General features: G+C 63.5%; 22 protein-coding genes. 18 read left to right on the top strand and 4 right to left on the bottom strand.

Annotation, left to right across the window (positions count from 1 at the left end; translation table 11 throughout):
• The coding region (locus E8F20_RS14825) for a hypothetical protein (RefSeq protein ID WP_280284387.1) at positions 1-209 on the bottom strand (209 nt) is incomplete at its 3' end.
• A 303-nt stretch (positions 210-512) separates the two neighbouring features.
• Positions 513-2,414 carry a sigma-54-dependent Fis family transcriptional regulator gene (locus tag E8F20_RS14820; RefSeq protein WP_280284386.1) on the bottom strand — a complete coding sequence of 634 codons (1,902 nt, stop codon included), beginning with the start codon at positions 2,412-2,414 and terminating at the stop codon, positions 513-515.
• A gap of 317 nt (positions 2,415-2,731) precedes the next feature.
• Here E8F20_RS14820 and E8F20_RS14815 point away from each other — a divergent pair, with 317 nt between their 5' ends.
• The gene (locus tag E8F20_RS14815; RefSeq protein ID WP_280284385.1) at positions 2,732-4,252 is read left to right on the top strand and encodes an aldehyde dehydrogenase family protein; all 1,521 of its coding nucleotides are present in this window, start codon (positions 2,732-2,734) and stop codon (positions 4,250-4,252) included.
• A gap of 88 nt (positions 4,253-4,340) precedes the next feature.
• On the opposite strand, the gene E8F20_RS14810 is transcribed toward E8F20_RS14815, so the two are convergent.
• Positions 4,341-5,393: an AraC family transcriptional regulator gene (locus E8F20_RS14810; RefSeq protein WP_280284384.1), complete on the bottom strand. Its 1,053-nt coding sequence runs from the start codon at positions 5,391-5,393 to the stop codon at positions 4,341-4,343.
• A gap of 285 nt (positions 5,394-5,678) precedes the next feature.
• Between E8F20_RS14810 and eat the strand changes: the two genes are divergently transcribed.
• The 4 genes from eat to E8F20_RS14790 all read left to right on the top strand — a co-directional run bounded on the left by eat (position 5,679) and on the right by E8F20_RS14790 (position 10,029).
• Positions 5,679-7,046: an ethanolamine permease gene (eat, locus tag E8F20_RS14805; RefSeq protein ID WP_280284383.1), complete on the top strand. Its 1,368-nt coding sequence runs from the start codon at positions 5,679-5,681 to the stop codon at positions 7,044-7,046.
• Between the two features lie 132 nt (positions 7,047-7,178).
• A complete protein-coding gene (locus E8F20_RS14800; RefSeq protein WP_280284382.1) occupies positions 7,179-8,573 on the top strand; it encodes an ethanolamine ammonia-lyase subunit EutB in 1,395 nt (464 codons plus the stop codon).
• 16 nt (positions 8,574-8,589) lie between these two features.
• Complete coding sequence (gene eutC / locus E8F20_RS14795) at positions 8,590-9,423, top strand: ethanolamine ammonia-lyase subunit EutC (protein WP_280284381.1); 834 nt, start codon at positions 8,590-8,592, stop codon at positions 9,421-9,423.
• Positions 9,424-9,570: 147 nt separating this feature from the next.
• On the top strand, positions 9,571-10,029 hold the full coding sequence (locus E8F20_RS14790; RefSeq protein WP_280284380.1) for a GNAT family N-acetyltransferase: 459 nt from the start codon (positions 9,571-9,573) through the stop codon (positions 10,027-10,029).
• Positions 10,030-10,070: 41 nt separating this feature from the next.
• Here E8F20_RS14790 and E8F20_RS14785 read toward each other — a convergent pair whose 3' ends face one another.
• Positions 10,071-11,657 (bottom strand): protein kinase, encoded by a 1,587-nt coding sequence (locus E8F20_RS14785; protein ID WP_280284379.1) that lies wholly within the window; start codon positions 11,655-11,657, stop codon positions 10,071-10,073.
• 152 nt (positions 11,658-11,809) lie between these two features.
• On the opposite strand from E8F20_RS14785, the gene E8F20_RS14780 reads away from it, so the two are divergent.
• From E8F20_RS14780 to E8F20_RS14720, 13 genes are all read left to right on the top strand, one after another.
• A complete protein-coding gene (locus E8F20_RS14780) occupies positions 11,810-12,469 on the top strand; it encodes a DedA family protein (protein WP_280284378.1) in 660 nt (219 codons plus the stop codon).
• A gap of 10 nt (positions 12,470-12,479) precedes the next feature.
• On the top strand, positions 12,480-13,298 hold the full coding sequence (locus E8F20_RS14775; RefSeq protein WP_280284377.1) for a zinc-dependent peptidase: 819 nt from the start codon (positions 12,480-12,482) through the stop codon (positions 13,296-13,298).
• A 78-nt stretch (positions 13,299-13,376) separates the two neighbouring features.
• Positions 13,377-13,904, top strand: a complete 528-nt coding sequence (ppa, locus tag E8F20_RS14770) for an inorganic diphosphatase (RefSeq protein WP_137820946.1) — start codon at positions 13,377-13,379, stop codon at positions 13,902-13,904.
• Between the two features lie 235 nt (positions 13,905-14,139).
• Complete coding sequence (locus E8F20_RS14765; protein ID WP_348529631.1) at positions 14,140-14,772, top strand: TlpA disulfide reductase family protein; 633 nt, start codon at positions 14,140-14,142, stop codon at positions 14,770-14,772.
• Entirely contained in the window at positions 14,762-15,505 is a 744-nt protein-coding gene (locus tag E8F20_RS14760; protein ID WP_280284375.1) for a cytochrome c biogenesis protein CcdA, read from the top strand. Before E8F20_RS14765 ends, E8F20_RS14760 begins: the two co-directional genes overlap by 11 nt.
• Positions 15,506-15,672: 167 nt before the next feature.
• On the top strand, positions 15,673-16,419 hold the full coding sequence (locus E8F20_RS14755; RefSeq protein ID WP_280284374.1) for a cytochrome D1 domain-containing protein: 747 nt from the start codon (positions 15,673-15,675) through the stop codon (positions 16,417-16,419).
• 128 nt (positions 16,420-16,547) lie between these two features.
• Positions 16,548-17,009, top strand: a complete 462-nt coding sequence (locus tag E8F20_RS14750; protein WP_280284373.1) for a hypothetical protein — start codon at positions 16,548-16,550, stop codon at positions 17,007-17,009.
• Positions 17,010-17,034: 25 nt separating this feature from the next.
• A complete protein-coding gene (locus E8F20_RS14745) occupies positions 17,035-17,310 on the top strand; it encodes a DUF2933 domain-containing protein (protein ID WP_280284372.1) in 276 nt (91 codons plus the stop codon).
• A complete protein-coding gene (locus E8F20_RS14740; protein ID WP_280284371.1) occupies positions 17,307-17,966 on the top strand; it encodes an isoprenylcysteine carboxylmethyltransferase family protein in 660 nt (219 codons plus the stop codon). Before E8F20_RS14745 ends, E8F20_RS14740 begins: the two co-directional genes overlap by 4 nt.
• Before the next feature lie 36 nt (positions 17,967-18,002).
• The gene (locus tag E8F20_RS14735) at positions 18,003-18,347 is read left to right on the top strand and encodes a hypothetical protein (protein WP_280284370.1); all 345 of its coding nucleotides are present in this window, start codon (positions 18,003-18,005) and stop codon (positions 18,345-18,347) included.
• Positions 18,348-18,444: 97 nt separating this feature from the next.
• The gene (locus E8F20_RS14730) at positions 18,445-19,701 is read left to right on the top strand and encodes a TolC family protein (RefSeq protein ID WP_280284369.1); all 1,257 of its coding nucleotides are present in this window, start codon (positions 18,445-18,447) and stop codon (positions 19,699-19,701) included.
• Positions 19,698-21,179 (top strand): efflux RND transporter periplasmic adaptor subunit, encoded by a 1,482-nt coding sequence (locus E8F20_RS14725; protein WP_280284368.1) that lies wholly within the window; start codon positions 19,698-19,700, stop codon positions 21,177-21,179. The genes E8F20_RS14730 and E8F20_RS14725 overlap by 4 nt, the downstream gene beginning before the upstream one ends.
• A complete protein-coding gene (locus tag E8F20_RS14720; RefSeq protein WP_280284367.1) occupies positions 21,176-24,340 on the top strand; it encodes an efflux RND transporter permease subunit in 3,165 nt (1,054 codons plus the stop codon). Before E8F20_RS14725 ends, E8F20_RS14720 begins: the two co-directional genes overlap by 4 nt.
• Positions 24,341-24,401: the final 61 nt, after the last annotated feature.

Here is a 24,401-nt window from a genome sequence, read left to right as displayed (position 1 = left end):
GGCGGATGGAGGCTGAAGTGCGCGGCCTGGCCGAGCAGCCGGTCGGCGGGCAGATCGCGCTCGACGGAGGTGAACTCGATGTGGTAGGCGAAGGTCCGGCTCAAGGCCTCCTTGCCGTGGAAGGCCAGCACGTCGAGTGCGGCGTCAAGCCCGTCGACCTGGAGCTTGTGGCGGCTGTGATCGAAGAAAGGGGGGAGTTCGGCGAGCATGCGGACGGCTTCCTTGCGTAAACGACGAACGCAGGAGACTGCCGTTCACCTACTTGGCGCGGCTATCAGACCAATCTGAAATATCACCGGCAAACCGGCAAACACTGGAAGGGGACTTCCGACAGAGGCGTGACACATGCTTCGAATCGCCTACTGGAAAGCCCAGTTGCGCCCCGAAAACAAGGCTTCTTCATGGTCGCAGTTGCACTGTCCGGGCCAACCAACAAAGGCATATGCGGAATGCCGCGCATCGCCTGGCGAATGAATTCGCCCATTAACGGAAGACGTAGCCTCTCCCCCGCCCTAGCCCCGCGTCGCGATGGCGTGCTTGCGCAGCTTGCGATACAGGGTATTGCGGCTGATGCCCAGCAGCTCGGCGGTGCGGGTCATGTGCCAGCGTTGGCTGTCCAGCGCGTTGAGCAGTGCCGTGCGCTCCGCGTCGTCCAGGGGGCTGGCGATGGGTTCGGGCAATGTGGAGGCGGGCACTCCGCGCAGCACGTCTCGGGGCAAGTCGTCCTGGCGAATGATGCCGTCCTCGCAGAGCGCTGCCAGGGTGCGCAGTACGTTGCGCATCTGCCGCACGTTGCCCGGCCAGTGGTAGTCGAGCAAGGTCTGACGTGCGTCCTCAGTGAGCACGACGCGAATGCCGCGCGCCTCTTCCGCCAGCAGGTAATGCAGCAGCTCCGGCTTGTCGCTGCGTTCACGCAAGGGCGGCAGGTCGAGAACCAGGCCGTTGAGGCGATAGAACAGGTCCTCGCGGAAACTGCCACTCTGCACCCGTGCCTCCAATTCGCGGTGAGTGGCGCTGATGATGCGCACGTCTACGGCCTGAGGCTCGCCGCCGATGGGCACCACCAGGCGCTCTTCCAGCACCCGCAGCAGACGGGTCTGCAGGGCCAGCGGCATGTCGCCGATCTCGTCGAGGAACAGGGTGCCGCCATCGGCCTGCTGCAGCTTGCCGCGCATGCCTTCCTTGCGCGCGCCGGTGAAGCTGCCGCCGCGATAGCCGAACAGTTCGCTCTCGATCAGGGTTTCCGGAATGGCCGCGCAGTTCAGCGCCACGAAGGGGCGTTCGGCACGGGAACTGGCCTGGTGCAGGGCTCGGGCGAAGGCTTCCTTACCGGAGCCGGTTTCGCCATTGATCAGCAGCGGCACATCGCGCTCGTAAACACGCAATGCACGGCGGAAGTCGTTCTGCAACGCCGCATCGCCCAGGCAAATGCCCGGCCGCGCCGGTTTCGGCAGCTCCAGCGGAACGGGTTGCGGAACACTGCGCGGCTGGCCGCGCAAGGCGGCAAACAGGGCGCGGCCATTGCGTGTACGCAGCGGCCAACTGGTGGCCGGCTGCGGTGTGGCGCGGCCGAGCAAGTCGTCGAGGCGGCAATCGAAAAAGGCTTCCACCGGCTGGCCGATCAGGCGCTCGCGCGGGGAGCCCAGCAGGTTGATCGCGCTCTGGTTCACCGCACTGATGCGCCCTTCCCCGTCAAAGGCCAGCAGGCCTTCGCTGAACAGGCCGATGTACTCGGCCTGCAAATGGAAGCGCAGCAACCATTCGCCTTCGAAGCGGCGCAGGAAGTAGCAGCTCTCGATCATCTTCGCCGAGAGGTTGACCAGGGCCATGGTGTGGAACTGGCTCTGGCGCGAGACATCGTGTCGCGCGGATGACACATCGAGCACCGCCATCAAGTCGCCCTGGGGGTCGAACACGGGGCTGGCGGAACAGGTAAGACCGGTATGGCGGCTGCGGAAATGCTCGTCCTGATGGATGGTCAGCGCCTGGCGTTCCACCACGCAGGTGCCGATGCCGTTGGTGCCTTCGCTGGCTTCACTCCAGTCGGCGCCGAGCCAGAGTCCGGCGCGCTCGAAGCTGGGCCGTTCGGCATGAGCGGTGACGCAGTTGAGGATCACCCCCCGGGCATCGGTGAGCAGCACCGCATGGCCGGCACCGGAGAGCTGCCGGTAGAGGTTGTTCATCTCGCCATTGGCCACCTCCAGCACCTGCTGCATGCGCTCGCGGCACTCCAGCATGCGCCCGTGCTCGAGCACCGTAGGCGCGACTGGCTGCGCCGGATCGAGGTGATAGTCCTCCAGGCAACGCAGCCAGGAGCGAGCGATCGAAGGGTCGGCGGCCGGCCCGCTGGCCTGCGCTTTCCCCTGTGCCAGGGTCATCACCTGCTGGGCGTGACGACTGAGAGGGTTGTGCATTGTTGTTTTTCTCCAGTGCGGGCTTCCCGGGAGGCAGCCCTGGCCGTGTAACGGCACCCGCGTCGACGCAGCATCCTCCAGCGTAGAAGCCATTGCAATGGCCCTCTGACCCGCTGGTCACCTGCTGTGCCAGATGCGTGACAAAGTGTCACTCTCAATTGTACCGGGCCTGCCACATCCGCTCCCTTGCGCATGTACCGACCTACACACAAACCGCTCTGGAACGGCATTTCCAGCACTCTGGCCCAGCCCTTGCTCCAGTAGAGACAAACGCCAACCGCGTCTTAGCCACTACAACAAGAGACAGGAGAAACACCATGCGTTACGCCCAACCCGGTACTCCCGGCGCTGTCGTTTCCTTCAAGTCCCGCTACGGCAACTTCATCGGTGGCGAGTTCGTCGCCCCGGTCAAAGGCCAGTACTTCACCAATACCTCGCCGGTGAATGGCCAGCCGATCGCCGAATTCCCTCGTTCCACTGCCGAAGACATCGAAAAAGCCCTGGACGCCGCCCACGCTGCCGCCGATGCCTGGGGTCGCACCTCCGTGCAGGACCGCTCGAACGTCCTGCTGAAGATCGCCGACCGCATCGAGCAGAACCTGGAAGTCCTGGCCGTGACCGAGACCTGGGACAACGGCAAACCGGTCCGTGAAACCCTGAACGCCGACATCCCGCTGGCGGTCGACCACTTCCGCTACTTCGCCGGCTGCATCCGCGCCCAGGAAGGCGGCGCCGCCGAGATCAACGAGAACACCGTCGCCTACCACATCCACGAACCGCTGGGCGTGGTCGGCCAGATCATCCCCTGGAACTTCCCGCTGCTGATGGCCGCCTGGAAGCTGGCCCCGGCGCTGGCCGCTGGCAACTGTGTGGTGCTCAAGCCCGCCGAGCAGACGCCACTGGGCATTTCCGTGCTGATGGAACTCATCGGTGACCTGCTGCCGCCCGGCGTGCTCAACGTGGTGCAAGGCTTCGGCAAGGAAGCAGGCGAAGCCCTGGCCACCAGCAAACGCATCGCCAAGATCGCCTTCACCGGTTCCACCCCGGTGGGTTCGCACATCCTCAAATGCGCGGCGGAGAACATCATCCCGTCCACCGTGGAGCTGGGCGGCAAGAGCCCCAACATCTACTTCGAAGACATCATGCAGGCCGAACCGGCCTTCATCGAGAAGGCGGCCGAAGGCCTGGTGCTGGCCTTCTTCAACCAGGGCGAGGTGTGCACCTGCCCGTCGCGCGCGCTGGTGCAGGAATCCATCTACCCGGCGTTCATGGCCGAGGTGATGAAGAAGGTCAACGCCATCAAGCGTGGAGACCCGCTGGACACCGACACCATGGTTGGCGCCCAAGCGTCCCAGCAACAGTTCGAGAAAATCCTTTCCTACCTCGACATCGCCCAGCAGGAGGGCGCGGAAGTACTCACCGGCGGCTCCGTGGAGAAGCTGGAAGGCAACCTGTCCACTGGCTACTACATCCAGCCGACGTTGCTGAAAGGCAACAACAAGATGCGTGTGTTCCAGGAGGAAATCTTCGGCCCAGTGGTAGGCGTCACCACCTTCAAGGACGAAGCCGAAGCCCTGGCGATTGCCAACGACACCGAGTTCGGCCTGGGCGCCGGTCTCTGGACCCGTGACATCAATCGTGCTTACCGCATGGGCCGCGGCATCAAGGCCGGCCGTGTATGGACCAACTGCTACCACCTGTACCCGGCCCACGCCGCGTTCGGTGGCTACAAGAAGTCCGGCGTCGGCCGTGAAACCCACAAGATGATGCTCGACCACTACCAGCAGACCAAGAACCTGCTGGTGAGCTACGACATCAACCCGCTGGGCTTCTTCTGATCTCCGGCACCCCATGAAAAAACGCGGCCTCGGCCGCGTTTTTTCTTTCCCATCCCGGTAGTTCGCATAGGGTGGGCTTCCCCAACCCTCAGCGCTCATCCCCGCGCCACTGTCTTGGGCTCACACCGAACCAGCGGCGGAAGGCACGGGAGAAGGCGCTGGTTTCGGAGTAACCGAGCAAAGGCGCCAGCTCGGAGATCGGCCGCTGGCGTTGACGCAAGTAATGCAGCGCCAGCTCGCGGCGAGTCTGCTCCACCAGTTGACTGAAGCTCAGCCCCTCTTCGCGCAGGCGCCGCTGCAAGCCCGCCGGAGTCAGTTCGAGGCGCTCGGCAATCTGCTCCAGGCTGGGCTCTCCCAGCGCCAGTGCCAGGCGAATCTGGGTACCCGCCTCCTCCAGCAGGTTCGGCCCCACGCCCTGCTCACCCAGCCTGCGGATCACATCCTGGAACAGGAACAGCAGGTTGGGATCGCGCTCGGGCATGAGCTTGCCCTGCACATCACCCTTGGGCACCAGTAGGAAGTTGCAGGGCCGGCCGAACTGCACCGGCGCACCGAAAGCCTGGCGGTGTTCCTGCCAGCCCTCCGGCCGGGCATGCTCGAAGGCCACGGCGCGCGGCGCCCAGTCGCGGCCCAGTGCATGGCGGACCAGGTTGAGCGCCATGCCCATGGTCAGCTCGGCATCCTGGCGGCGATCGAGAATCGCGCCATGGCGCACCTGGTAATCGAAGCGATAGCACTCGCCGCAATCCACCAGGCGGATCAGGGTGCTGTGCTGGTGATAGGGGAAGGCAGCGGCAAAGTTCTTCAGCGCCTCTTCCAGGGTGTTCGAGAACAGCCCGACATAGCCCAGCAAACCCAGGTCGCGGGGCTGGAACTGCTGGCCATAACGCAGCCCGAAGTTGTCGCAGCCGGACTGTCGCGCAGCCACTTCCAGCACCTGGCAGTAATTGGTCAGTGCCAGGCTGAGGGTCGGGTGCAACAGTTGTTCAGGGTCGATGCCGGCACGGCCGAAGATACGGTCCAGATCACCGCCCTGCCCGGTGATGAAGCGGTCGAGACCGCTGGCGGCAGCCGAAAGCACACCGACGTTGCTCGCGGCGGGTGCCTGCAGGCTGGCACTGGAAAACAGGGATGGATTCATCACGGTCCACCGATTCTTTTTTGAACGGACAAACAAGCAAAACCCATGCCCTTGCCATTACCCCAATGCAGGCCCTCCCAGGCGGCCTTCGCGAGCCATTTCCGGGCATCTGGCAGCTGATCGCCCCGTGTCGGGGCACAGTTTCTGGGGCGATGGGTAACAGTGCTGCACGACTTGACCGCACAGGCGGTACACGGCCTTCCACGGTCAAGTCCTGGGCAGGGTCGCTGGATAAGATCGCGTCAGGTCATCCACCAACACCGCCCCCTGGGGCGAGGAGTCCCAATGAGCACAACACAACTAAAACCAACGCTCGGCACCTTGCACCTCTGGGGCATCGCCGTCGGCCTGGTGATCTCCGGCGAATACTTCGGCTGGAGCTACGGCTGGGGCGCGGCAGGCACCCTCGGGTTCCTGATCACCGCGCTGCTGGTGGCCACCATGTACACCTGCTTCATTTTCAGCTTCACCGAACTGACCACCGCCATTCCCCACGCCGGAGGTCCCTTTGCCTACAGCCGCCGCGCGTTCGGTGAGAAGGGTGGGCTGATCGCGGGCATCGCCACGCTGATCGAGTTCGTCTTCGCCCCGCCGGCCATCGCCATGGCCATCGGCGCCTACCTCAACGTGCAGTACCCCGGGCTCGACCCCAAGCACGCAGCCGTTGGGGCGTACCTCATCTTCATGACCCTGAACATCCTCGGCGTCAGCATCGCCGCCACGTTCGAACTGGTGGTCACCGTACTGGCCGTGGCCGAGCTGTTGGTGTTCATGGGCGTCGTCGCACCGGGCTTCAGCTTCAGCAACTTCGTGGTCAACGGTTGGGCGGGCACCAATGAGTTCGGCAGCCATGCCATCTCCGGCATCTTCGCGGCCATTCCCTTCGCCATCTGGTTCTTCCTCGCCATCGAGGGCGCAGCCATGGCGGCGGAGGAAGCCAAGGACCCGAAACGCACCATCCCGCGCGCCTATATCGCCGGCATCCTGACCCTGGTGTTCCTCGCCATCGGCGTGATGATCATGGCCGGCGGCGTAGGTGACTGGCGCGAGCTGTCGAACATCAACGATCCGCTGCCGCAGGCCATGAAGGCGGTGGTAGGCAATGACTCCACCTGGATGCACATGCTGGTGTGGATCGGCCTGTTCGGCCTGGTGGCCAGCTTCCACGGCATCATCCTTGGCTACTCGCGGCAGTTCTTCGCGCTGGCCCGTGCCGGCTACCTGCCGCGTGGCCTGGCCAAGCTGTCGCGCTTCCAGACGCCTCATCGCGCCATCCTCGCCGGCGGCGTGATCGGCATCGCCGCCATCTACAGCGACGGCCTGGTGAACCTGCAGGGCATGACCCTGACCGCAGCGATGATCACCATGAGCGTGTTCGGTGCCATCGTCATGTACATCATCAGCATGCTCAGCCTGTTCAAACTGCGCAGAACCGAGCCGCACCTGGAACGCACCTTCCGCGCCCCGGGCTACCCGGTGGTGCCGGCGATCGCCCTGGTGCTGGCGGTGGTTTGCCTGTTGGCGATGGCCTGGTTCAATACGCTGATCGGCGGCATCTTTCTTGCCTTCATGATTGTCGGGTACATCTACTTCCAGCTCACCGCGCATCATCGCGCCAGCGCACCGGCCGATGCCCTGCTGAACGGCGCCTGAGGCCTCCCCACCCCACTGCCAAGCGGTGGGGTGTTCGTAGCCCGGATGAAATCCGGGAGCGTTGAACTCCCCGGACTTCATCCGGGCTAACCTGATCGCCGATCCACGTTCACCAGAAGGACGGAGGCACAGATGGCCAGCTTTTCCCACAGCGTCGGCGGCGAGACCTGGCGTTTCGACAGCCTCAAGGAGGTGATGGCCAAGGCCAGCCCGGCGCGCTCCGGCGACTACCTGGCCGGGGTTGCCGCCACCAGCGATGGCGAACGTGTCGCCGCGCAGATGGCCCTGGCGGATATCCCCCTCAAGCATTTCCTCGACGAGGCGCTGATTCCCTACGAAGAAGACGAAGTCACCCGCCTGATCATCGACAGCCACGACCGTGCGGCCTTCGACCCGGTCAGCCACCTGACCGTGGGCGGCTTCCGTGACTGGCTGCTCAGCGAACACGCCGACGAAGCCAGCCTGCGCGCCCTGGCCAAGGGCCTGACGCCGGAAATGGCCGCTGCCGTATCGAAGATCATGCGCGTGCAGGACCTGGTGCTGGTGGCGCAGAAAATCCGCGTCATCACCCGTTTCCGCAACACCATGGGCCTGCGCGGCCGGCTCTCCACCCGCCTGCAGCCCAACCACCCCACGGACGAACCCGCCGGCATCGCCGCCAGCATCCTCGACGGCCTGCTCTACGGTAACGGGGATGCCATGCTCGGTATCAACCCGGCCACCGACAGCATTTCTTCGATCTGCGCCATGCTGGAAATGCTCGACGCCATCATCCAGCGCTACGAGATTCCCACCCAGGCCTGCGTGCTGACCCACGTCACCACCTCCATCGCCGCCATCGAACGCGGCGTGCCGCTGGACCTGGTGTTCCAGTCCATCGCCGGCACCGAAGCGGCCAATGCCAGTTTCGGCATCAGCCTGAAAATCCTTCAGGAAGGCTACGAGGCCGGCTTGTCGCAGAAGCGCGGTACCCTGGGAAACAACCTCATGTACTTCGAGACCGGCCAGGGCAGCGCGCTGTCGGCCAACGCCCACCACGGTGTCGACCAGCAGACGTGCGAAACCCGCGCCTACGCCGTGGCCCGGCACTTCAACCCTTTCCTGGTGAACACGGTGGTCGGCTTCATTGGCCCGGAGTACCTCTACAACGGCAAGCAGATCATCCGCGCCGGCCTGGAAGACCACTTCTGCGCCAAGCTGCTGGGCGTGCCCATGGGCTGCGACATCTGCTACACCAACCACGCCGAAGCCGACCAGGACGACATGGACACCCTGCTAACCCTGCTTGGCGTCGCCGGTATCAACTTCATCATGGGCATCCCCGGCTCCGACGACGTGATGCTCAACTACCAGACCACCTCCTTCCACGATGCCCTTTACGCCCGCCAGAGCCTGGGCCTGAAGCCGGCGCCCGAGTTCGAGCTCTGGCTGGAGCGCATGGGCATCCTGGTGCAGAACGACGGCCGGGTCGTGCTCGGCGACCAGCTTCCGCCGGCCTTCCGCCAGGCCATCGCACGACTGGCCTGAACCCGAGGAGAGACGGATGAAGACTCCACGCCCCACCTCCGGCCACACCGCCAACCCCTGGGAAGAACTGCGCCGCCTGACCCCGGCGCGCATCGCCCTGGGACGCGCCGGTATCAGCCTGCCCACCAATGCCCAGCTGAACTTCCAGTACGCCCACGCCCAGGCGCGGGACGCCGTGCACCTGCCGTTCGACCATGCAGGACTTGCCGCCTCGCTTGCCGAACGCGGCCGCGAAACGCTCCTGCTGCACAGCGCCGCGGCGGACCGCGACACCTACCTGCAGCGCCCGGACCTTGGCCGGCGCCTGGATGCCGCCTCGCGGGAAAAATTGCTGCAGCACGCCCAGGCCAATCCCGGAGGCTATGACCTCGCGGTGGTGGTGGCGGACGGCCTCTCCGCCCTGGCGGTACAACGCCATAGCCTGCCCTTCCTCGAACGCATGGAGGAGCAGGCCTCGGCCGAAGGCTGGTCGCTCTCGCCCGTCGTACTCGTGCAACAGGGCCGCGTGGCAGTGGCCGATGAAGTGGGCGAACTGCTGGGGGCGAAGATGGTGGTGATCCTCATTGGCGAGCGCCCCGGTCTCAGCTCACCGGACAGCCTCGGCCTGTACTTCACCTGGGCGCCACGGGTCGGCCTGACCGATGCCTACCGCAACTGCATCTCCAACGTGCGCCTGGAGGGCCTCAGCTACGGCATGGCCACCCACCGCCTGCTCTACCTGATGCGCGAGGCCTGCCGCCGCCAACTGTCCGGGGTGAACCTGAAGGACGAGGCCGAAGTACCCAGCCTTTCCGGCGAGCCGGACCGCGCCCTGGCCGGCAACTTCCTGCTGGCCACAGACCACCACTGAGCCCGCGCCTCCCCAGGGGTGCGGATCTACCAGTCAAACGCTTGCTTGGATTGCGCTTTCCACAAATTCTGGTGCAGCATCGACATCCTTGGCTGGCACAGCATCTGCATCGCCAATCACGTCCATCCACAGATACCGAGGCCCATCATGCGCATCGTCCAAGCCACCCTGGAGCACCTGGACCTGCTTTGTCCGCTGTTCGTGAAGTACCGTGAGTTCTATGGTGAGCTGCCGTTCCCGGAGTCCTCGAGAAAGTTCCTGGAGAAGCGCCTGAGCCGCAAGGAATCGGTGATCTATCTGGCCTTTCCGGATGACGATGACACTCGCCTGCTGGGCTTTTGCCAGCTCTACCCGAGCTTTTCCTCGCTGTCCCTGAAGCGCGTGTGGATCCTCAACGACATCTACGTCGCCGAAGACGCCCGCCGCCAACTGGTGGCCGACCGCCTGCTGCAGACCGCGAAGAAGATGGCGCGGGAAACCAACGCCGTGCGCATGCGCGTGTCCACCAGCGTGAGCAACGAGGTGGCGCACAAGGTGTACGAGTCCATCGGTTTCCACGAAGACGCCGAGTTCAAGAACTACATCCTGCCGATCAACAGCGACTGAACCGCCGTACGAGCCCGGCCAACGAGCCGGGCTCTTCCCCGCTAGCCCAGCCCCATCCAGAGCCCCAGCAATACCGGGAGCCCGACCAGCACTGCCAGCGCCACACGCCGCGTACGGTTGAACCGGGGCGCTGGTTTGTGCCTGAGCGACTGATCCAGCAGACGTTCCAGGGCCAACTGGAACTCCGACAACGCCTCGAAGCGGGCCCGTGGCTGCGGTGCCAGAGCCTTGGCCAGCACGCCATCCCAACCGGCGGGAATCCCTCGCACGCGGCCCGCCAGGGGCACATAGCGGCTGGCCTGCCCCCCTTCGGGCCGCGTCGCCTCTGGCCATTGTCCACTGAGCAGCCAATAGGCCAGCGCCGCCAGGGCGAACTGGTCTGCGCTACCGTCCAGGGCGCGACCATGGCGCAGCTCCGGTGCCAGAGGCACGGCCTGCGGCGGTACGGGCTGCCGGGCGACGCCAGGAAGGATGGCTGCGAACTCCGGCAACAGCAGCAACCGACCCTGTTCATCCAGCAGTATTTGCCGGGGATTCAGCCAGAGTCCCTGCATGCCGCGACGCTGTAGCGAGCGAACCGCCTCGATCAGTTGCACCACAATGGCCAGGGTGGATTTCGCATCCAGGGGCGTGCGGCCCTCTCGCCTGCGCGCCAGACTCTGCGCGCCAGCCGGCGGCAGGGCGAACAGCAGGAAGGCATGCTGACGCCCCTGACGCGGTGACAGCACCTGAGGCAAGGTCGCCACCGGGCTGCGACGCAGCACCCACTCGCGCTGCCAGAAGGCTTCGTCGGCATCCTCGTCGGCCAACCAGAGCAATGCCTCGCGACCGTCCTCTTCTGCGCGAAACAGACGTCCCGGCGGGCCATAGTCGCAATGTGCGAGCAAGGTCCAGCCATCCAACTCCATCCCGGGCGCCGCAGTTTCCAATCGCGGCCACTGCATGCTCGACGCCACGGGCGGCAGACTGTGCGGCTCCCCCGGCAGGACCAGGGCGGCAGCGCCAGGGGCACTGAGAAGTGGCTCCAGAAGGTCACCCAGGTGGCCGGGTTGCAAGCTGTTGCAGGCTTCCCTCAAGGCGCGCAGATCAGCGACCTCCAACAGCGGCTGGGGAGCCAGCAGCAGGGGCTGATTCGGGGTCAGCGGCAGACTGTGTTGAATCACCGCCAGCTCCGCCTGATCCCCCAAGGGGTTATCCCGCCCGACCAGGCCCTGAGTCAGATCGCCCCGAAAGTGCACCAGGCCGACGGCCCCTGCCTGCAGAAAATGCGCCTCGCCGTCCTGCACCAGCAGCAGGCCGGCACTCAATTCCGGGACACGCTCACCGGCCTGGCGCCGACGAAAGAGCTGGAGGTTGAGCGCCGCCAGCACCTGCCGTGCCGCCTGCGTCTCGCTCCACCCCTCGGGGGTGCACGCATAGTCGGCGAACAAAGCGTCGAGGTATTGACCGAGCAACTGCACCACGCCGGTGCACGAACGTCCCCAGAGCAGGGCCACCAGCAACAGAGGCGGACGCCCCTGGCGTCCAGCCACCCTGGTCGCACGGGCGCGGGCCGCCTGGTTAGGCAGGTCCAGACCGTGCCCCTGGGCCAGACTCACGGCGGGGTGTTCCAAAAGCTGCAAAGGCATCGGCAGGCATCCTGATCCGGGAAAACAATCGAAACAGTTGCAGCCTTTATGCCGTTCACCATTCGGCTAACAGCTCATCGTGGCCAAGGGACTTCCCCCTATAATGCGTCAATCACTGCCCCAACCCGCCGCAGTCCTTCACAAGGCGTCTCATGGATTTCAACCCGATCGACCTCATTCTCCACCTGGACCAATACCTCAACCTGCTGGTCACCAACTACGGAACCTGGATCTACGCCATCCTCTTCCTAGTCATCTTCTGTGAGACGGGTCTGGTGGTAACGCCCTTCCTGCCCGGCGACTCCCTGCTCTTCATCGCAGGCGCCGTGTGCGCCACCGGCGGCATGGACCCCTGGCTGCTCGGCGGCTTGCTGATGATCGCGGCCATCAGCGGCGACAGTACCAACTACCTGATCGGGCGCACCGCGGGAGAGCGGCTGTTCAGCAACCCGGACTCGAAGATCTTCCGCCGCGACTACCTGCAGCGCACCCATGACTTCTATGATCGCCACGGCGGCAAGACGGTGACCCTGGCGCGCTTCCTGCCCATCGTGCGGACCTTCGCGCCTTTCGTCGCTGGCGTGGGCCGCATGCCCTATCCGCGCTTCCTCGCCTTCAGCGTGCTGGGCACCCTCCTCTGGGTGGGCGGCCTGGTGACCCTCGGCTTCTTCTTCGGCAACGTGCCCTTCATCAAGCAGAACCTGTCGCTGATGATCGTCTTCATCATCGGCCTGTCCCTGCTGCCGATGCTGATCGGCTTCGCCCGGGGCCACTTTCGCTCCGCCGGCAAGAGCGCCAGGCAATCAAGCTGACCTGCGCACCATGTGGTCCTATCGCAGCTGGCGCCGTCGGCGCATCCTGAGCCGTAACCCGGTCGCCCCGCAGCAGTGGACGACCGTACGCCAGCGCCTGCCGATCCTCGACGGCCTGGGCGATGCCGAAGACCAGCGCCTGCGCGAACGCAGCGTGCTCTTCCTGCACGAGAAGCACATCAGCACCCTGCCCGGCGTACAACTCTCCCACGAAGACCGCCTGACCCTCGCCGCCCTGGCCCAACTGCCCCTGCTGCACCTGCCGGACCTCAACTGGTACCAGGGCTTCCACGAACTGGTGCTCTACCCCGACGACTTCGTCAGTCCTCAGCGCCACCGTGACGCAGCCGGCGTTGAGCACGAATACGAGGACGAACGCAGCGGCGAATCCTGGCAGTTCGGCCCGGTCATCCTCGCCTGGCCCGGCGTACAGGCCAGCGGAGGCTGGGATGGCTACAACCTGGTAATCCACGAGCTGGCGCACAAGCTCGACATGCTCAATGGCAGTCCCAACGGCCTGCCGCCGCTGCACCGCGACATGCGCCAATCCGACTGGTCCCTGGCCATGCAGACCGCCTACGACGCACTGAACGCCCAACTCGACCGCGACCCCGACGCCGAAACGCCGATCGACCCCTATGCAGCCGAAGACCCGGCGGAATTCTTCGCCGTCACCAGCGAGTACTTCTTCACCGCGCCAGACCTTCTCGACCAGGCCTTCCCGGCCGTCTACCGCCAGCTCCAGGCCTTCTACCGCCAGGACCCGTTGAGCCGCTTGAAACGGTTGCAAGACGGCCATCCGGACTATCGCGACGCGACCAATGGATAAGCAGAACGGCGTGGCATCGGCCTGGGAATATGCCTATAATCGCGCCCACTTTTTTGGCCCACCCCCAGGGAGTTGACCATGAGCTACAGCAAGATCCCGGCCGGTAAAGACCTGCCGAACGACATCTACGTCGCGATCGAGATTCCGGCCAACCACGCGCCGATCAAATACGAAATCGACAAAGACAGCGACTGCCTGTTCGTCGACCGTTTCATGGCCACCCCGATGTTCTATCCGGCCAACTACGGCTACATCCCGAACACCCTGGCTGACGACGGCGATCCCCTGGACGTGCTGGTCGTCACCCCTTACCCGGTTGCTCCGGGCGCCGTGATCCGCGCCCGCCCGGTCGGCGTGCTGCACATGACCGACGAAGCCGGTGGCGACGCCAAACTGATCGCCGTTCCCCACGACAAACTGAGCGTCCTCTACAAGGACGTGAAGGAATACACCGACCTGCCGGCCCTGCTGCTGGAGCAGATCAAGCACTTCTTCGAGAACTACAAGGACCTCGAAAAAGGCAAGTGGGTGAAAGTAGAAGGCTGGGGCAACGCTGACGCTGCCCGCGCTGAAATCACTAAAGCGGTTGCGGCCTACCAAAAGTAAGCCCTGACCACTCATGAAAAGCCGGCCACAAGCCGGCTTTTTTATTGTCCGCCGTTTACCTCTAAAATCCAGACAACCTAGACACCATGGGCCTTTCAGCCTATTTTCAGTCCATCGACCTCTACTCAAAATGACCGCGATCCGGCCAAATTAGCTGGCTCGCGTCCGAGAACATGCAATGCGTTCAACCAGCGCCGGTCAGCTGGTTCACAGCGATAGCCGCTAGAGGTGTGCGATGGCCAGCCCCATTCAAAGCGCTAAACCCTGGACCGGAGGGTATTTTGACCGTATGGGGTGTCGCTGGGCCTTATGGTTGCTGCAGTGCCTGCTCCTGATGTCGGCCGGACAGCCCGTTAGCGTGGGTGCCCAACAGTCATCCGATCCGAGTACACGCGCTGGCATGCTCATCTGGCCCGAGCCCAGACCGGTTGAGGATGTCCGCTTCGTTGATGGTGAGGGGAAGCCTCGCAGCCTGGCCGATTTCCGAGGAAAGGTAGTGTTGCTCAACCTTTGGGCGACGTGGTGCGCGCCGTGTCGCCAGGAGATGCCGACCTTGGATCGCCTCCAGGCAAAACTCGGCGGCAATGATTTTCAGGTCGTGGCGCTCTCGCTCGACCAAGACGGCGTGCTGGTGGTACGGGACTTCTACCGGGAGATCGGTATTCAGCATCTCCAGATTTTCGTCGATGAACAGATGCAGGCCATTCAAAGCCTCAGCGCCTTCGGTTTACCGGTCACCCTGCTGCTGGACCGCGAGGGGCGGGAAATCAGCCGCAAAGCAGGTGAGGCCGAGTGGGACCGCCCGGAGGTCATTGAGTATGTCCAGAGCGTAATAGCTTCCACTCCGAGCGTCCGTGATGAACCTTAGCGACATCGGCATCCTGAGCGCGTTTGCGGCGGGCATGATCTCATTCTTGTCGCCCTGCGTGCTGCCCTTGGTCCCCGGGTACATATCCTTCATCGCCGGCCGCTCGGTGGACGAACTGCAGGTGCTGGAAAGCCGCCGGGAAAGGCTGGCGGTGATCGGCATGAGCCTGAGCTTCGTGCTGGGTTTTTCCACCATTTTCATCGCGCTGGGGGCTAGCGCTACCGCCATCAGCCGGCTGCTGATCGCCTATCGACAGGAGACCAACCTGATTGGCGGCGTCATTGTGATTGTCTTCGGCCTGTTCATCACCGGACTGATCAACCCCCGCTGGCTAAACAGAGATGTGCGCTTTGTCCATCAACTCCATTCCAGTGGCGGCCCGCTGGCGGCCTACGTCCTGGGCATGGCGTTCGCCTTTGGCTGGACACCCTGCATTGGTCCAATCCTGGGCAGCATCCTGACACTGAGCGCCTCCACCGGCCGAACTGGCGCCAGTGGTGTTGCACTGCTTTCGATTTACTCGCTCGGCCTGGGGCTCCCATTCCTGCTGACGGCCTGGTTCACCAACCAGTTTCTGGCCCACCTCAAACGTCTGCGGCGTTGGAGTCGAGTCATCCACATCGGCGCGGGCGCCATCCTGATCCTCATGGGGGTCGCCATGGTCACCGGTCAATTGACTGATCTCGCCTGGTGGTTGCTGGAGGTGTTCCCCATCCTCGGCAGGATCGGCTAGCCAGCACTACTCCCCAAGCAATAGACCGCCTTCGATCACTCAGTACCGAGTCGGGTCGTGAGCATTGACGGCGATCAAGAAACTGCTTCGCGATTGGCGCTTAGCTTGAGTAGAGACATAGGCCCGTCTGGCTCACGTACCCCGCCCCTGGTTGGAGCGCATTCACCATGATGAACGCTAAGCGGTTTACTTCTCTGGCCTTGGGTATATCCCTGGTCGCCCATCTGGGGCTGGCCATGGCAAACCCGACTGGCAACGTCTACACGGCCAACGAACGGGCGTCCTCCATCAGCCAGGTGCGGGTCTTCGACCTCGAACAGCGGATCGAGCTCCCCGGCATTCCAACTGGACGCTACGCCCATGGGCTACATTTGAGCCCGAATGACCACACGCTCTATGTAGCCAATATGAAGAGCAACAGCGTATCGGTGATCGACGTCGCCACGCTCAAGGAAACTGCACAAATTCCAGTGGGTCAGAACCCGGTCCAAATCGGTTCTACCCCCGATGGCCGCCTCGCGTTCGTGTCGCTCAGTGCCGCGAATCAGCTTGGCTTCATCGATACAACCGAACGCAAGGTGATCGGCAAGGTCGATGTAGGCCGCACACCGATCCAGATGATGGCCACCGTTGACGGTCGCGAGGTCTATGTGGCTAACCAGGGCAGTAGCCAAGACCCGGACGATAGCGTCTCCATCGTCGATCCCCTGACGCGCAGTAGCATTGGCACCGTGACCACTGGCAAGGGGGCCCATGGCGTGGCCATCAGCACCGATGGAGCTTATGTGTTTGTCAGCAATATCGAAGCAGGCACCGTATCTGTGATCGATACGAATAGCCGCAAGGTCGTTGACACACACAAGGTCGGCGCCGGGCCAAACGGAATCAGCTTCAAGCCGTCGAGCGCCCAATAGCCCATCGATGGGCCACGGCTACCCGTGCAAGAGACTGGATAAGCGCATTCACATCGGCGTGGGCATTTGATTGCGTCGCCACGCCAATACCAGGCCGTCAGGCTTAGAGCAGGGATAAGGAGAAGATGATGTCCAACGTCCGTAATGTACTGATCGGTTTCTGTCTGGCTGCTGCCTCTGTGGGGGCCATGGCTCAAAACACCGATGAACACTCGGCACATCACCCGGCCGATGCTACGGAATCAGCGACCACCGAGAAGAAGCCTTCTCAGCAAATGGACAAAGAACAAATGGCGGCGATGGACCAGCACATGAAGGCCATGCAAACCATGCACGAAAAGATGGCGGCTGCAAAAACGCCGGAGGAGCGTCAGGCGCTAATGGCTGAGCATATGAAGCTGATGAAGGACGGCATGGCCATGATGAAGTCCATGGACGGCGGCATGTCGGGCATGGGCGGGATGCAAGGTGGTAAGGGCATGGACGGGGATATGGCCGCCCGCCAGCAGATGATGGAAAAGCGCATGGACATGATGGAGTCGATGATGCAGATGATGATGGACCGCATGCCCCCTGCACCGTCGAAGTAGTTCATCACTATTCCGAGGAGTCGTTATGAACCCTCACTTCGACGATCACGGCTCACCGCCCAGTTTCTGGCGTTCACGCTACGCAGTCGGTCTGGTGCTGATCGGAGGGATCGCTGTTTATTTCCTGCTCACCGAGCACCTTGCCCACGTAGTCGGGGCCTTGCCGTATCTGTTGTTGCTCGCATGCCCGCTGATGCATGTCTTCATGCATCGGGGGCATGGTGGACACCATCACCAGGCTCGGAACCAATCGGCCCCCTCCGGTAAGGCTGATATCCGTAAGCCAGGAGATCCATCATGAACCATGGTGAAGCCGCCTATGGCGTCTGGTCGCTGGTTTTCATCAACTCAGCGATCTTCATCCTGTTTGCCTTCAGCTTCTTCAAGCCGGCAACGGCCAGAGACTGGAGGAGCTTCGGCGCATTCTCGGCGTTCATCGTCGCCCTGTTTGTGGAAATGTACGGCTTCCCCCTGACGATTTATCTGATATCGGGTTGGCTGCAGTCCAAGTTCCCCAACCTTGATCTGCTTTCCCACGACGCTGGCCATCTGTGGTCGACGCTGCTCGGTGATAAGGGCAACCCACACTTGAGTGTCTTGCACATTGCCAGCTACCTGTTCCTGGGCATCGGCTTCTATCTGCTTTCCGCCGCCTGGAATGTGCTGTATCACGCGCAACGCCGACACTCCCTGGCAACTATAGGACCGTATGCCTGGATCAGACATCCACAGTACGTGGCCTTTGTGCTGATTCTCCTGGGCTTTCTGCTTCAGTGGCCGACACTCCTGACGCTGGCGATGTTCCCGGTGTTGTTGGTGATGTACGGGCGTTTGGCCGTTACCGAAGAGCGGGAGATGCGCAAGCAGTTCGGCGCTGCCTACGACACCTATGCCCGTGCAACGCCCAGGTTCATTCCTCAATTTCGGCGAACTCGCGCCAACCTTACAGGGCGGTAATTGTTGGTCCCCAGCGCACGGTCTAAACTGCCCGACATGAAACGCTACCTGCGGCTGTGCTTGGTCTTCCTGATCAGCTTCGCGCTTCCCCTCAGCGGGATGGCGGGCGTTCAGTCGCCGTCCGATCCGTGTCCTATGAAGACTGCCGCCCAGGCCAAGATGATGGGCACGGGGCCAGACTGCTGCCACGACATGGGAAGCGGCATTACCGACCATGGCAAACCCTGCAAGCCTGGACTGGAATGCAAGACTGCCAGCATCCTCCAGGTGCGGTGTGTAAAACCCGCAGCTGACCTGTCCTCCCCTGTCGCAACGTCCACTCTCAGCGAATTCCTACCCGAGCGAACCCCGTCCGGGGTGTGGCGACCACCCCGCGCCTGATTCCTGTTCCCCCTGACTGCCGCTCCGCTCATGCAGCGCGGCTGACCTGCGCGTGCCTCCAGATGTCGCGCAGTGGAATCTCACAGGAATCGTGACAATGAAGCGCACACTCGATTACACCGGCTGGCCGATCACAACCGCTCTGGTGGCGTTCGCCTGGGCCCTCCCAGGTCATGCCACCGATCTGACCCTCGACGAGGCCCTGCGCCTGGCGGAGGCCAACGCCCCCTCGCTGGTCGCCCAGGCAGCGAAATTCCAGGCTGCCAGCAGTGACGCCATTCCCGCCGGCGAACTGCCGGACCCGAAGTTGCTCCTTGGCGTGCAGAACTATCCCGTGGGTGGCCCCGACCGCTGGACCCTCGATCAGGACTTCATGACCATGCAGATGGTCGGGGTCATGCAGGAAATGCCTAACCGCGACAAGCGCCAGGCCCGTATCGAGGTCGCCAACGCGGCCATCGACCGCGTTGCAGCCGAGGGGCGCGTCGAGCGCCTGAGGGTTCGCCAGGCGACGGCTGAGGCGTGGATTGCACGCTACTCGGTGGAGCGCAAACAGGCGCTTTTTGAACAATTCTTTCGCGAGAATCGCCTGCTGGCCACCGCCGTGCGTGCGCAGATTGCGGGAGGGCAGGCGCAGGCGGCTGACGCAATCACTGCCAGGCAGGAAGCGGCCGAGCTCACGGAACGACAAGACGAACTGACCAGTCAGCACGCCCAGGCTCGTGCCGGCTTGCGTCGCTGGATAGGCTCCGCGGCCGATGCGCCCTTGATGGGGGACCTGCCGAGGTGGCCCATCGCAGCCCCCGACTTCACTCGCAAACTGCAACAACACCCCGAACTATCGGCCTTCACCCCAATTACCCGTGAGGCTGAAGCCAAGGTACGCGAGGCCGAGGCGGACAAGCAGTCCGACTGGAGCTGGGAGGTCGATTACCAGCGCCGAGGCCGCGAGTTCGGCGACATGGTGAGCGTCCAGTTCACTTTTGACTTGCCGTTATTCCCAGGCTCCCGGCAGAACCCCAAGATCGCTGCCCGCCGCGCGGAACTCAACCAGCTAGAGGCTGAGCGCGAAGCGCAGACCCGAGAACGTGCCGAGCAGTTGGAAGCGGAGCTGGCGGAGTACCAGCGTCTCGACCGGGCCGTCGTCCGCGGTCGAGATAGTCTGCTGCCACTGGCTCAGGAGAAGGTCGACCTCACCATGGCCAGCTACCGCGGCGGTACGCGCGACCTGTCTGCCGTCATCACGGCCCGTCGCGAGCTGATCGAGGCACGTCTGAAACAGATCGACGTTGAAGGCCAGCGCGCCCTCACCGGCGCCAAGCTCCACTTCACCTATGGGGAGAGCCATCCATGAGTGCACGACTCTGGAAAAGTGCGCTGCTGAGCGGCTTATCCATCGCCCTGGGGCTGGTGGGCGGCTACTGGTACGCCACCTCCCGCACCGAAGGTGTTTCCGGTGCGCCGACCGCGCTGGCTCCGACGATGCAGGATGGCCGCAAGGTGCTGTATTGGTACGATCCCATGTACCCGCAACAGAAGTTCGACAAGCCGGGCAAGTCGCCCTTCATGGAAATGGAACTGATCCCGCAGTACGCCGATGCCGCTGCGGAAACCGCTGCCATCCGCATCGATCCCAGCCTGACCCAGAACCTCGGGTTGCGATTGGCCGCAGTCACCCGTGGCCCACTGGCCAACAGCCTGAATGTGGTCGGCGTGCTTGCGTTCAACGAACGCGAGGTCGCGGTAGTCCAGGCCCGTGCAGACGGATTCGTCGAGCGGGTCTATGCCCGCGCCCCGGGCGATGTCCTCGCTACCAACGCCCCGCTGGTGGACCTGTTGATTCCGAGTTGGGCCGCCGCCCAGGAAGAATTCCTCGCGCTCAAACACAGCGATGATGCAGGGCTACTCGCTGCTGCACGCCAGCGCCTGCGCCTACTGGGCATGCCGACGGCGCTGATCAACCAGGTGGAACGCAGTGGTAAGGCACGAGCGGTCATCACCCTGAACAGCCCGATCGCTGGCGTCGTCCAGCAGTTGGAAGTGCGCACTGGCATGGCGGTGGCGGCCGGCACCACGCTGGTCCGGATCAACGGCCTCAACAGCGTCTGGCTCAGCCTGGCCGTTCCGGAAGCCGAGGCCGGGGCCATTGCCCAGGGGCAAGCGGTCGAAGCTCGCTTGCCGGCGTTTCCGGGAGAAGTGTTGGCGGGAACTCTCGATGCAATCCTGCCGGAAACCAATCAGGACAGCCGCACGCTGCGGATGCGTGTCGAACTACCCAATGCAGACGGCCGGCTGCGCCCCGGCATGACGGCCCAGGTTCGCCTGAACCGCTCGACCGACCAGAACGTCCTGTGGCTGCCCAGCGAAGCCATCATTCGCACCGGCCGCCGAGCCCTGGTGATGGTCGCCGAAGAGGGTGGCCGCTACCGGCCAGTGGAAATCCGACTCGGCCCGGAAAGCGCGGACCGGACCGTCGTCACCCAAGGACTGACGGAAGGCCAGCAGGTGGTCGCCTCCGGGCAGTTCCTGCTGGATTCCGAAGCCAGCCTGAAAGGCCTGATCGCCACTGCGACCGAGCGGCCTGCGGCCACCGCCGCGCCCGTGCTGCACGAGGCCGAAGCGCAGGTCATGGCGATCGACAATGCTGGGGTAACCCTGGCCCATGGGCCGTTCCGGACGCTGGGTATGCCGGGCATGACCATGACCTTCCGATTGGCCGATCCAGCGCTGATGGTCGGTATCAAGACCAGCGATAAGGTCCGCGTCGCAGTCCGCCAGACCGATAGCGGTCTGGTGATCGAACGGCTCGACAAACTGGGAGGCCAGCCATGATTGCCACGCTGATTCGCTGGTCGGTCGCCAACCGCTTCCTGGTCCTGCTGGTCACGCTGTTCGCCACCGCCTGGGGCATCTGGTCCGTGCAAAACACACCGATCGATGCATTGCCGGACCTTTCCGATGTTCAGGTGATCATCCGCACGCCCTACCCGGGTCAGGCCCCCCAGATCGTCGAGAACCAGGTCACCTATCCGCTGGCCACCGCCATGCTCTCGGTCCCGGGGGCCAAGACGGTGCGCGCCTACTCTTTTTTCGGTGACAGCTTCGTCTACGTGATCTTCGAGAACGGCACCGATCTTTATTGGGCACGATCACGGGTGCTCGAATACCTCAGCCAAGCCCAGGGCCGCCTGCCGGCTTCGGCAAAGCCCGTCCTCGGGCCCGACGCCACAGGGGTCGGCTGGATCTTCCAGTACACCTTGGTGGACCGCAGTGGCAGGCATGACCTAGCCCAACTGCGCGCCTTGCAGGACTGGTTCCTGAAATTCGAACTGAAGACCTTACCCAACGTCGCCGAGGTGGCGACTGTCGGCGGCATGGTCAAGCAATATCAGGTACTGCTCGATCCCCTCCGTCTGGCCAGCCAGGGACTCACCCAGGATGCGGTGATCGAGGCTATCGGCAAAGCCAACCAGGAAACCGGCGGCGCCGTGCTGACCATGGGCGAAGCCGAATACATGGTGCGCGCGACCGGCTACCTGAAAACCCTGGACGACTTTCGCGCCGTGCCGCTCAAACTCGGCGTCGATGGTGTGCCAGTCACCCTGGGGGACGTGGCGACCATCGGGCAAGGGCCGGAAATGCGTCGCGGCATCACCGAACTCGATGGCGAGGGCGAAACGGTCGGCGGCGTGGTCATCCTGCGCAGCGGCAAGAACGCCCGTGAGACCATCGCGGCCGTCAAGGCCAAGCTGGACGAGCTGCACCAGAGCCTGCCGCCAGGGGTTGAGATCGTTATCACCTATGACCGCAGCCAGCTGATCGATCGCGCCGTGGAAAACCTCAGCCACAAGTTGCTGGAAGAGTTCATCGTGGTTGCGTTGGTCTGCGCGGCATTCCTCTGGCACTTGCGCTCCTCGCTGGTCGCCATCATTTCCCTGCCGGTCGGGGTGCTAATCGCTTTCACCGTCATGCGCTATCAGGGGATCAACGCCAACATCATGTCCTTGGGAGGGATCGCCATCGCCATTGGCGCGATGGTGGATGCCGCCGTGGTGATGATCGAGAACGCCCACAAGAAGATCGAGGCGTGGCACACCGCTCACCCGGGCGAGGAACTGAAGGGTCCACAGCACTGGCACGTGATGACCGAAGCCGCTGCCGAAGTCGGGCCGGCGCTGTTCTTCTGCCTGCTCATCATTACTCTCTCCTTCATCCCGGTGTTCACCCTGGAAGCCCAGGAAGGCCGCCTTTTCGGCCCACTGGCCTTCACCAAAACCTACGCGATGGCCGCGGCCGCCGGCTTGTCGGTGACCGTGGTGCCGGTACTGATGGGCTATTGGATTCGCGGACGCATTCCCAGGGAGGACCAGAACCCGCTTAACCGCTGGCTGATCCGACTTTACCAGCCCGCCCTGGACTGGGTGCTGCACCACTCCAAGCTGACCATCGTGATGGCCTTGCTGATTTTCCTCAGCGCCTTGTGGCCGATCTCGCGGTTGGGCGGGGAGTTCCTGCCTCCGCTGGATGAGGGCGACCTGCTCTACATGCCATCGGCACTGCCCGGTTTGTCGGCGCAGAAGGCCAGCCAGCTGTTGCAGATCACCGACCGGTTGATCAAGACGGTACCGGAGGTCGAACGCGTCTTAGGCAAGGCGGGCCGCGCCGAGACGGCGACCGACCCGGCGCCTTTGGAAATGTTCGAGACCACCATCCAGTTCAAGCCACGCGAGCAATGGCGACCCGGCATGACCCCGGAAAAACTGGTGGAAGAACTGGACCGGGTGGTGAAGGTCCCGGGGCTGACGAATATCTGGATTCCCCCCATCCGCAACCGTATCGACATGCTCGCTACCGGGATCAAGAGCCCAATCGGGATCAAGATCGCTGGCCCGAACCTGGCGGACATTGATGCCGCCGCCCAGGCGGTCGAGCGCGTCGCCAAGACCGTACCCGGGGCCAGTTCGGCCCTCGCCGAACGCCTCACCGGCGGGCGATACCTCGATATCGATATCGATCGCCAGGCAGCGGCGCGCTACGGACTTAACATCGCCGACGTGCAATCAATCGTGGCCAGCGCCATCGGCGGCGAGAACATCGGCGAGACCATCGAGGGTCTCGCGCGCTTTCCGATCAGCGTGCGCTATCCCCGGGAGTGGCGTGATTCACCAGGTGCACTGGAGCAACTGCCGATCTACACGCCGCAAGGCAGCCAGATCACCCTAGGTACAGTGGCGCACATCCAGATCACCGATGGACCACCCATGCTCAAAAGCGAGAATGCTCGTCCCTCTGGCTGGGTCTACATCGACGTGCGCGGCCGCGACATCGCTTCGGTCGTCGCCGATCTGCGCCGGGTAGTCGCGGAGCGGGTCAAGCTGCAGCCGGGAATGAGCCTGGCCTACTCAGGCCAGTTCGAGTTCCTCGAACGGGCCAATGCCCGGCTCAAGCTGGTGCTACCAGCCACGTTGCTGATCATCTTCGTGCTGCTCTACCTGACCTTTGCTCGCTTCGACGAAGCCTTCCTGATCATGGCCACGCTGCCCTTCGCCCTCACCGGCGGGGTGTGGTTCCTCTACCTGCTCGGCTACAACCTGTCGGTGGCTACCGGCGTCGGCTTCATCGCCCTAGCCGGGGTCGCTGCTGAATTCGGAGTGATCATGCTGCTTTACTTGAAGAACGCCTGGGCCGAACGCGAGGATTCCAGTGAGGCCACGGAACAAGACCTGCTTGCGGCCGTTCGCGAAGGGGCTGTGCAGCGCGTTAGACCCAAGGCCATGACCGTGGCAGTGATCATCGCCGGTCTGCTGCCGATTCTCCTGGGCAGTGGTACCGGCAGCGAGATCATGAGTCGTATTGCCGCGCCGATGGTCGGCGGTATGGTCACTGCGCCCTTGCTGTCGCTGTTCGTGTTGCCCGCGGCATACCGCCTGATGCGTCGGCGGCAACTGTCACGCCGGCCAGCCGGCCAGTCAGATGTTGCGGCCAGTTCTTGAGCACGTAGTAGCTACTGCTTGTCAAGACGGCCTGCAGTGGCTGTTCAACCCAGAAAAAAGC

It is taken from the genome of Pseudomonas sp. BN415 (assembly GCF_029871195.1).
GTDB classification, from domain to species: Bacteria; Pseudomonadota; Gammaproteobacteria; order Pseudomonadales; family Pseudomonadaceae; genus Metapseudomonas; species Metapseudomonas resinovorans.
The sequence above is the reverse complement of the archived record's forward strand: the minus strand, read 5'-3'. Positions and strand labels throughout refer to the sequence as shown.

Coding starts and splice junctions, on each gene's coding strand:
- E8F20_RS14800 (WP_280284382.1), top strand. CDS start 7,179: ATGGCCAGCTTTTCCCACAGCGTCGGCGGCGAGACCTGGCGTTTCGAC.
- E8F20_RS14720 (WP_280284367.1), top strand. CDS start 21,176: ATGATTGCCACGCTGATTCGCTGGTCGGTCGCCAACCGCTTCCTGGTC.
- eutC (WP_280284381.1), top strand. CDS start 8,590: ATGAAGACTCCACGCCCCACCTCCGGCCACACCGCCAACCCCTGGGAA.
- E8F20_RS14790 (WP_280284380.1), top strand. CDS start 9,571: ATGCGCATCGTCCAAGCCACCCTGGAGCACCTGGACCTGCTTTGTCCG.
- E8F20_RS14820 (WP_280284386.1), bottom strand. CDS start 2,414: ATGCACAACCCTCTCAGTCGTCACGCCCAGCAGGTGATGACCCTGGCA.
- E8F20_RS14760 (WP_280284375.1), top strand. CDS start 14,762: ATGAACCTTAGCGACATCGGCATCCTGAGCGCGTTTGCGGCGGGCATG.
- E8F20_RS14775 (WP_280284377.1), top strand. CDS start 12,480: ATGTGGTCCTATCGCAGCTGGCGCCGTCGGCGCATCCTGAGCCGTAAC.
- E8F20_RS14815 (WP_280284385.1), top strand. CDS start 2,732: ATGCGTTACGCCCAACCCGGTACTCCCGGCGCTGTCGTTTCCTTCAAG.
- E8F20_RS14780 (WP_280284378.1), top strand. CDS start 11,810: ATGGATTTCAACCCGATCGACCTCATTCTCCACCTGGACCAATACCTC.
- E8F20_RS14755 (WP_280284374.1), top strand. CDS start 15,673: ATGATGAACGCTAAGCGGTTTACTTCTCTGGCCTTGGGTATATCCCTG.
- E8F20_RS14785 (WP_280284379.1), bottom strand. CDS start 11,657: ATGCCTTTGCAGCTTTTGGAACACCCCGCCGTGAGTCTGGCCCAGGGG.
- E8F20_RS14740 (WP_280284371.1), top strand. CDS start 17,307: ATGAACCATGGTGAAGCCGCCTATGGCGTCTGGTCGCTGGTTTTCATC.
- E8F20_RS14745 (WP_280284372.1), top strand. CDS start 17,035: ATGAACCCTCACTTCGACGATCACGGCTCACCGCCCAGTTTCTGGCGT.
- ppa (WP_137820946.1), top strand. CDS start 13,377: ATGAGCTACAGCAAGATCCCGGCCGGTAAAGACCTGCCGAACGACATC.
- E8F20_RS14735 (WP_280284370.1), top strand. CDS start 18,003: ATGAAACGCTACCTGCGGCTGTGCTTGGTCTTCCTGATCAGCTTCGCG.
- E8F20_RS14765 (WP_348529631.1), top strand. CDS start 14,140: ATGGCCAGCCCCATTCAAAGCGCTAAACCCTGGACCGGAGGGTATTTT.
- eat (WP_280284383.1), top strand. CDS start 5,679: ATGAGCACAACACAACTAAAACCAACGCTCGGCACCTTGCACCTCTGG.
- E8F20_RS14730 (WP_280284369.1), top strand. CDS start 18,445: ATGAAGCGCACACTCGATTACACCGGCTGGCCGATCACAACCGCTCTG.
- E8F20_RS14810 (WP_280284384.1), bottom strand. CDS start 5,393: ATGAATCCATCCCTGTTTTCCAGTGCCAGCCTGCAGGCACCCGCCGCG.
- E8F20_RS14750 (WP_280284373.1), top strand. CDS start 16,548: ATGTCCAACGTCCGTAATGTACTGATCGGTTTCTGTCTGGCTGCTGCC.
- E8F20_RS14725 (WP_280284368.1), top strand. CDS start 19,698: ATGAGTGCACGACTCTGGAAAAGTGCGCTGCTGAGCGGCTTATCCATC.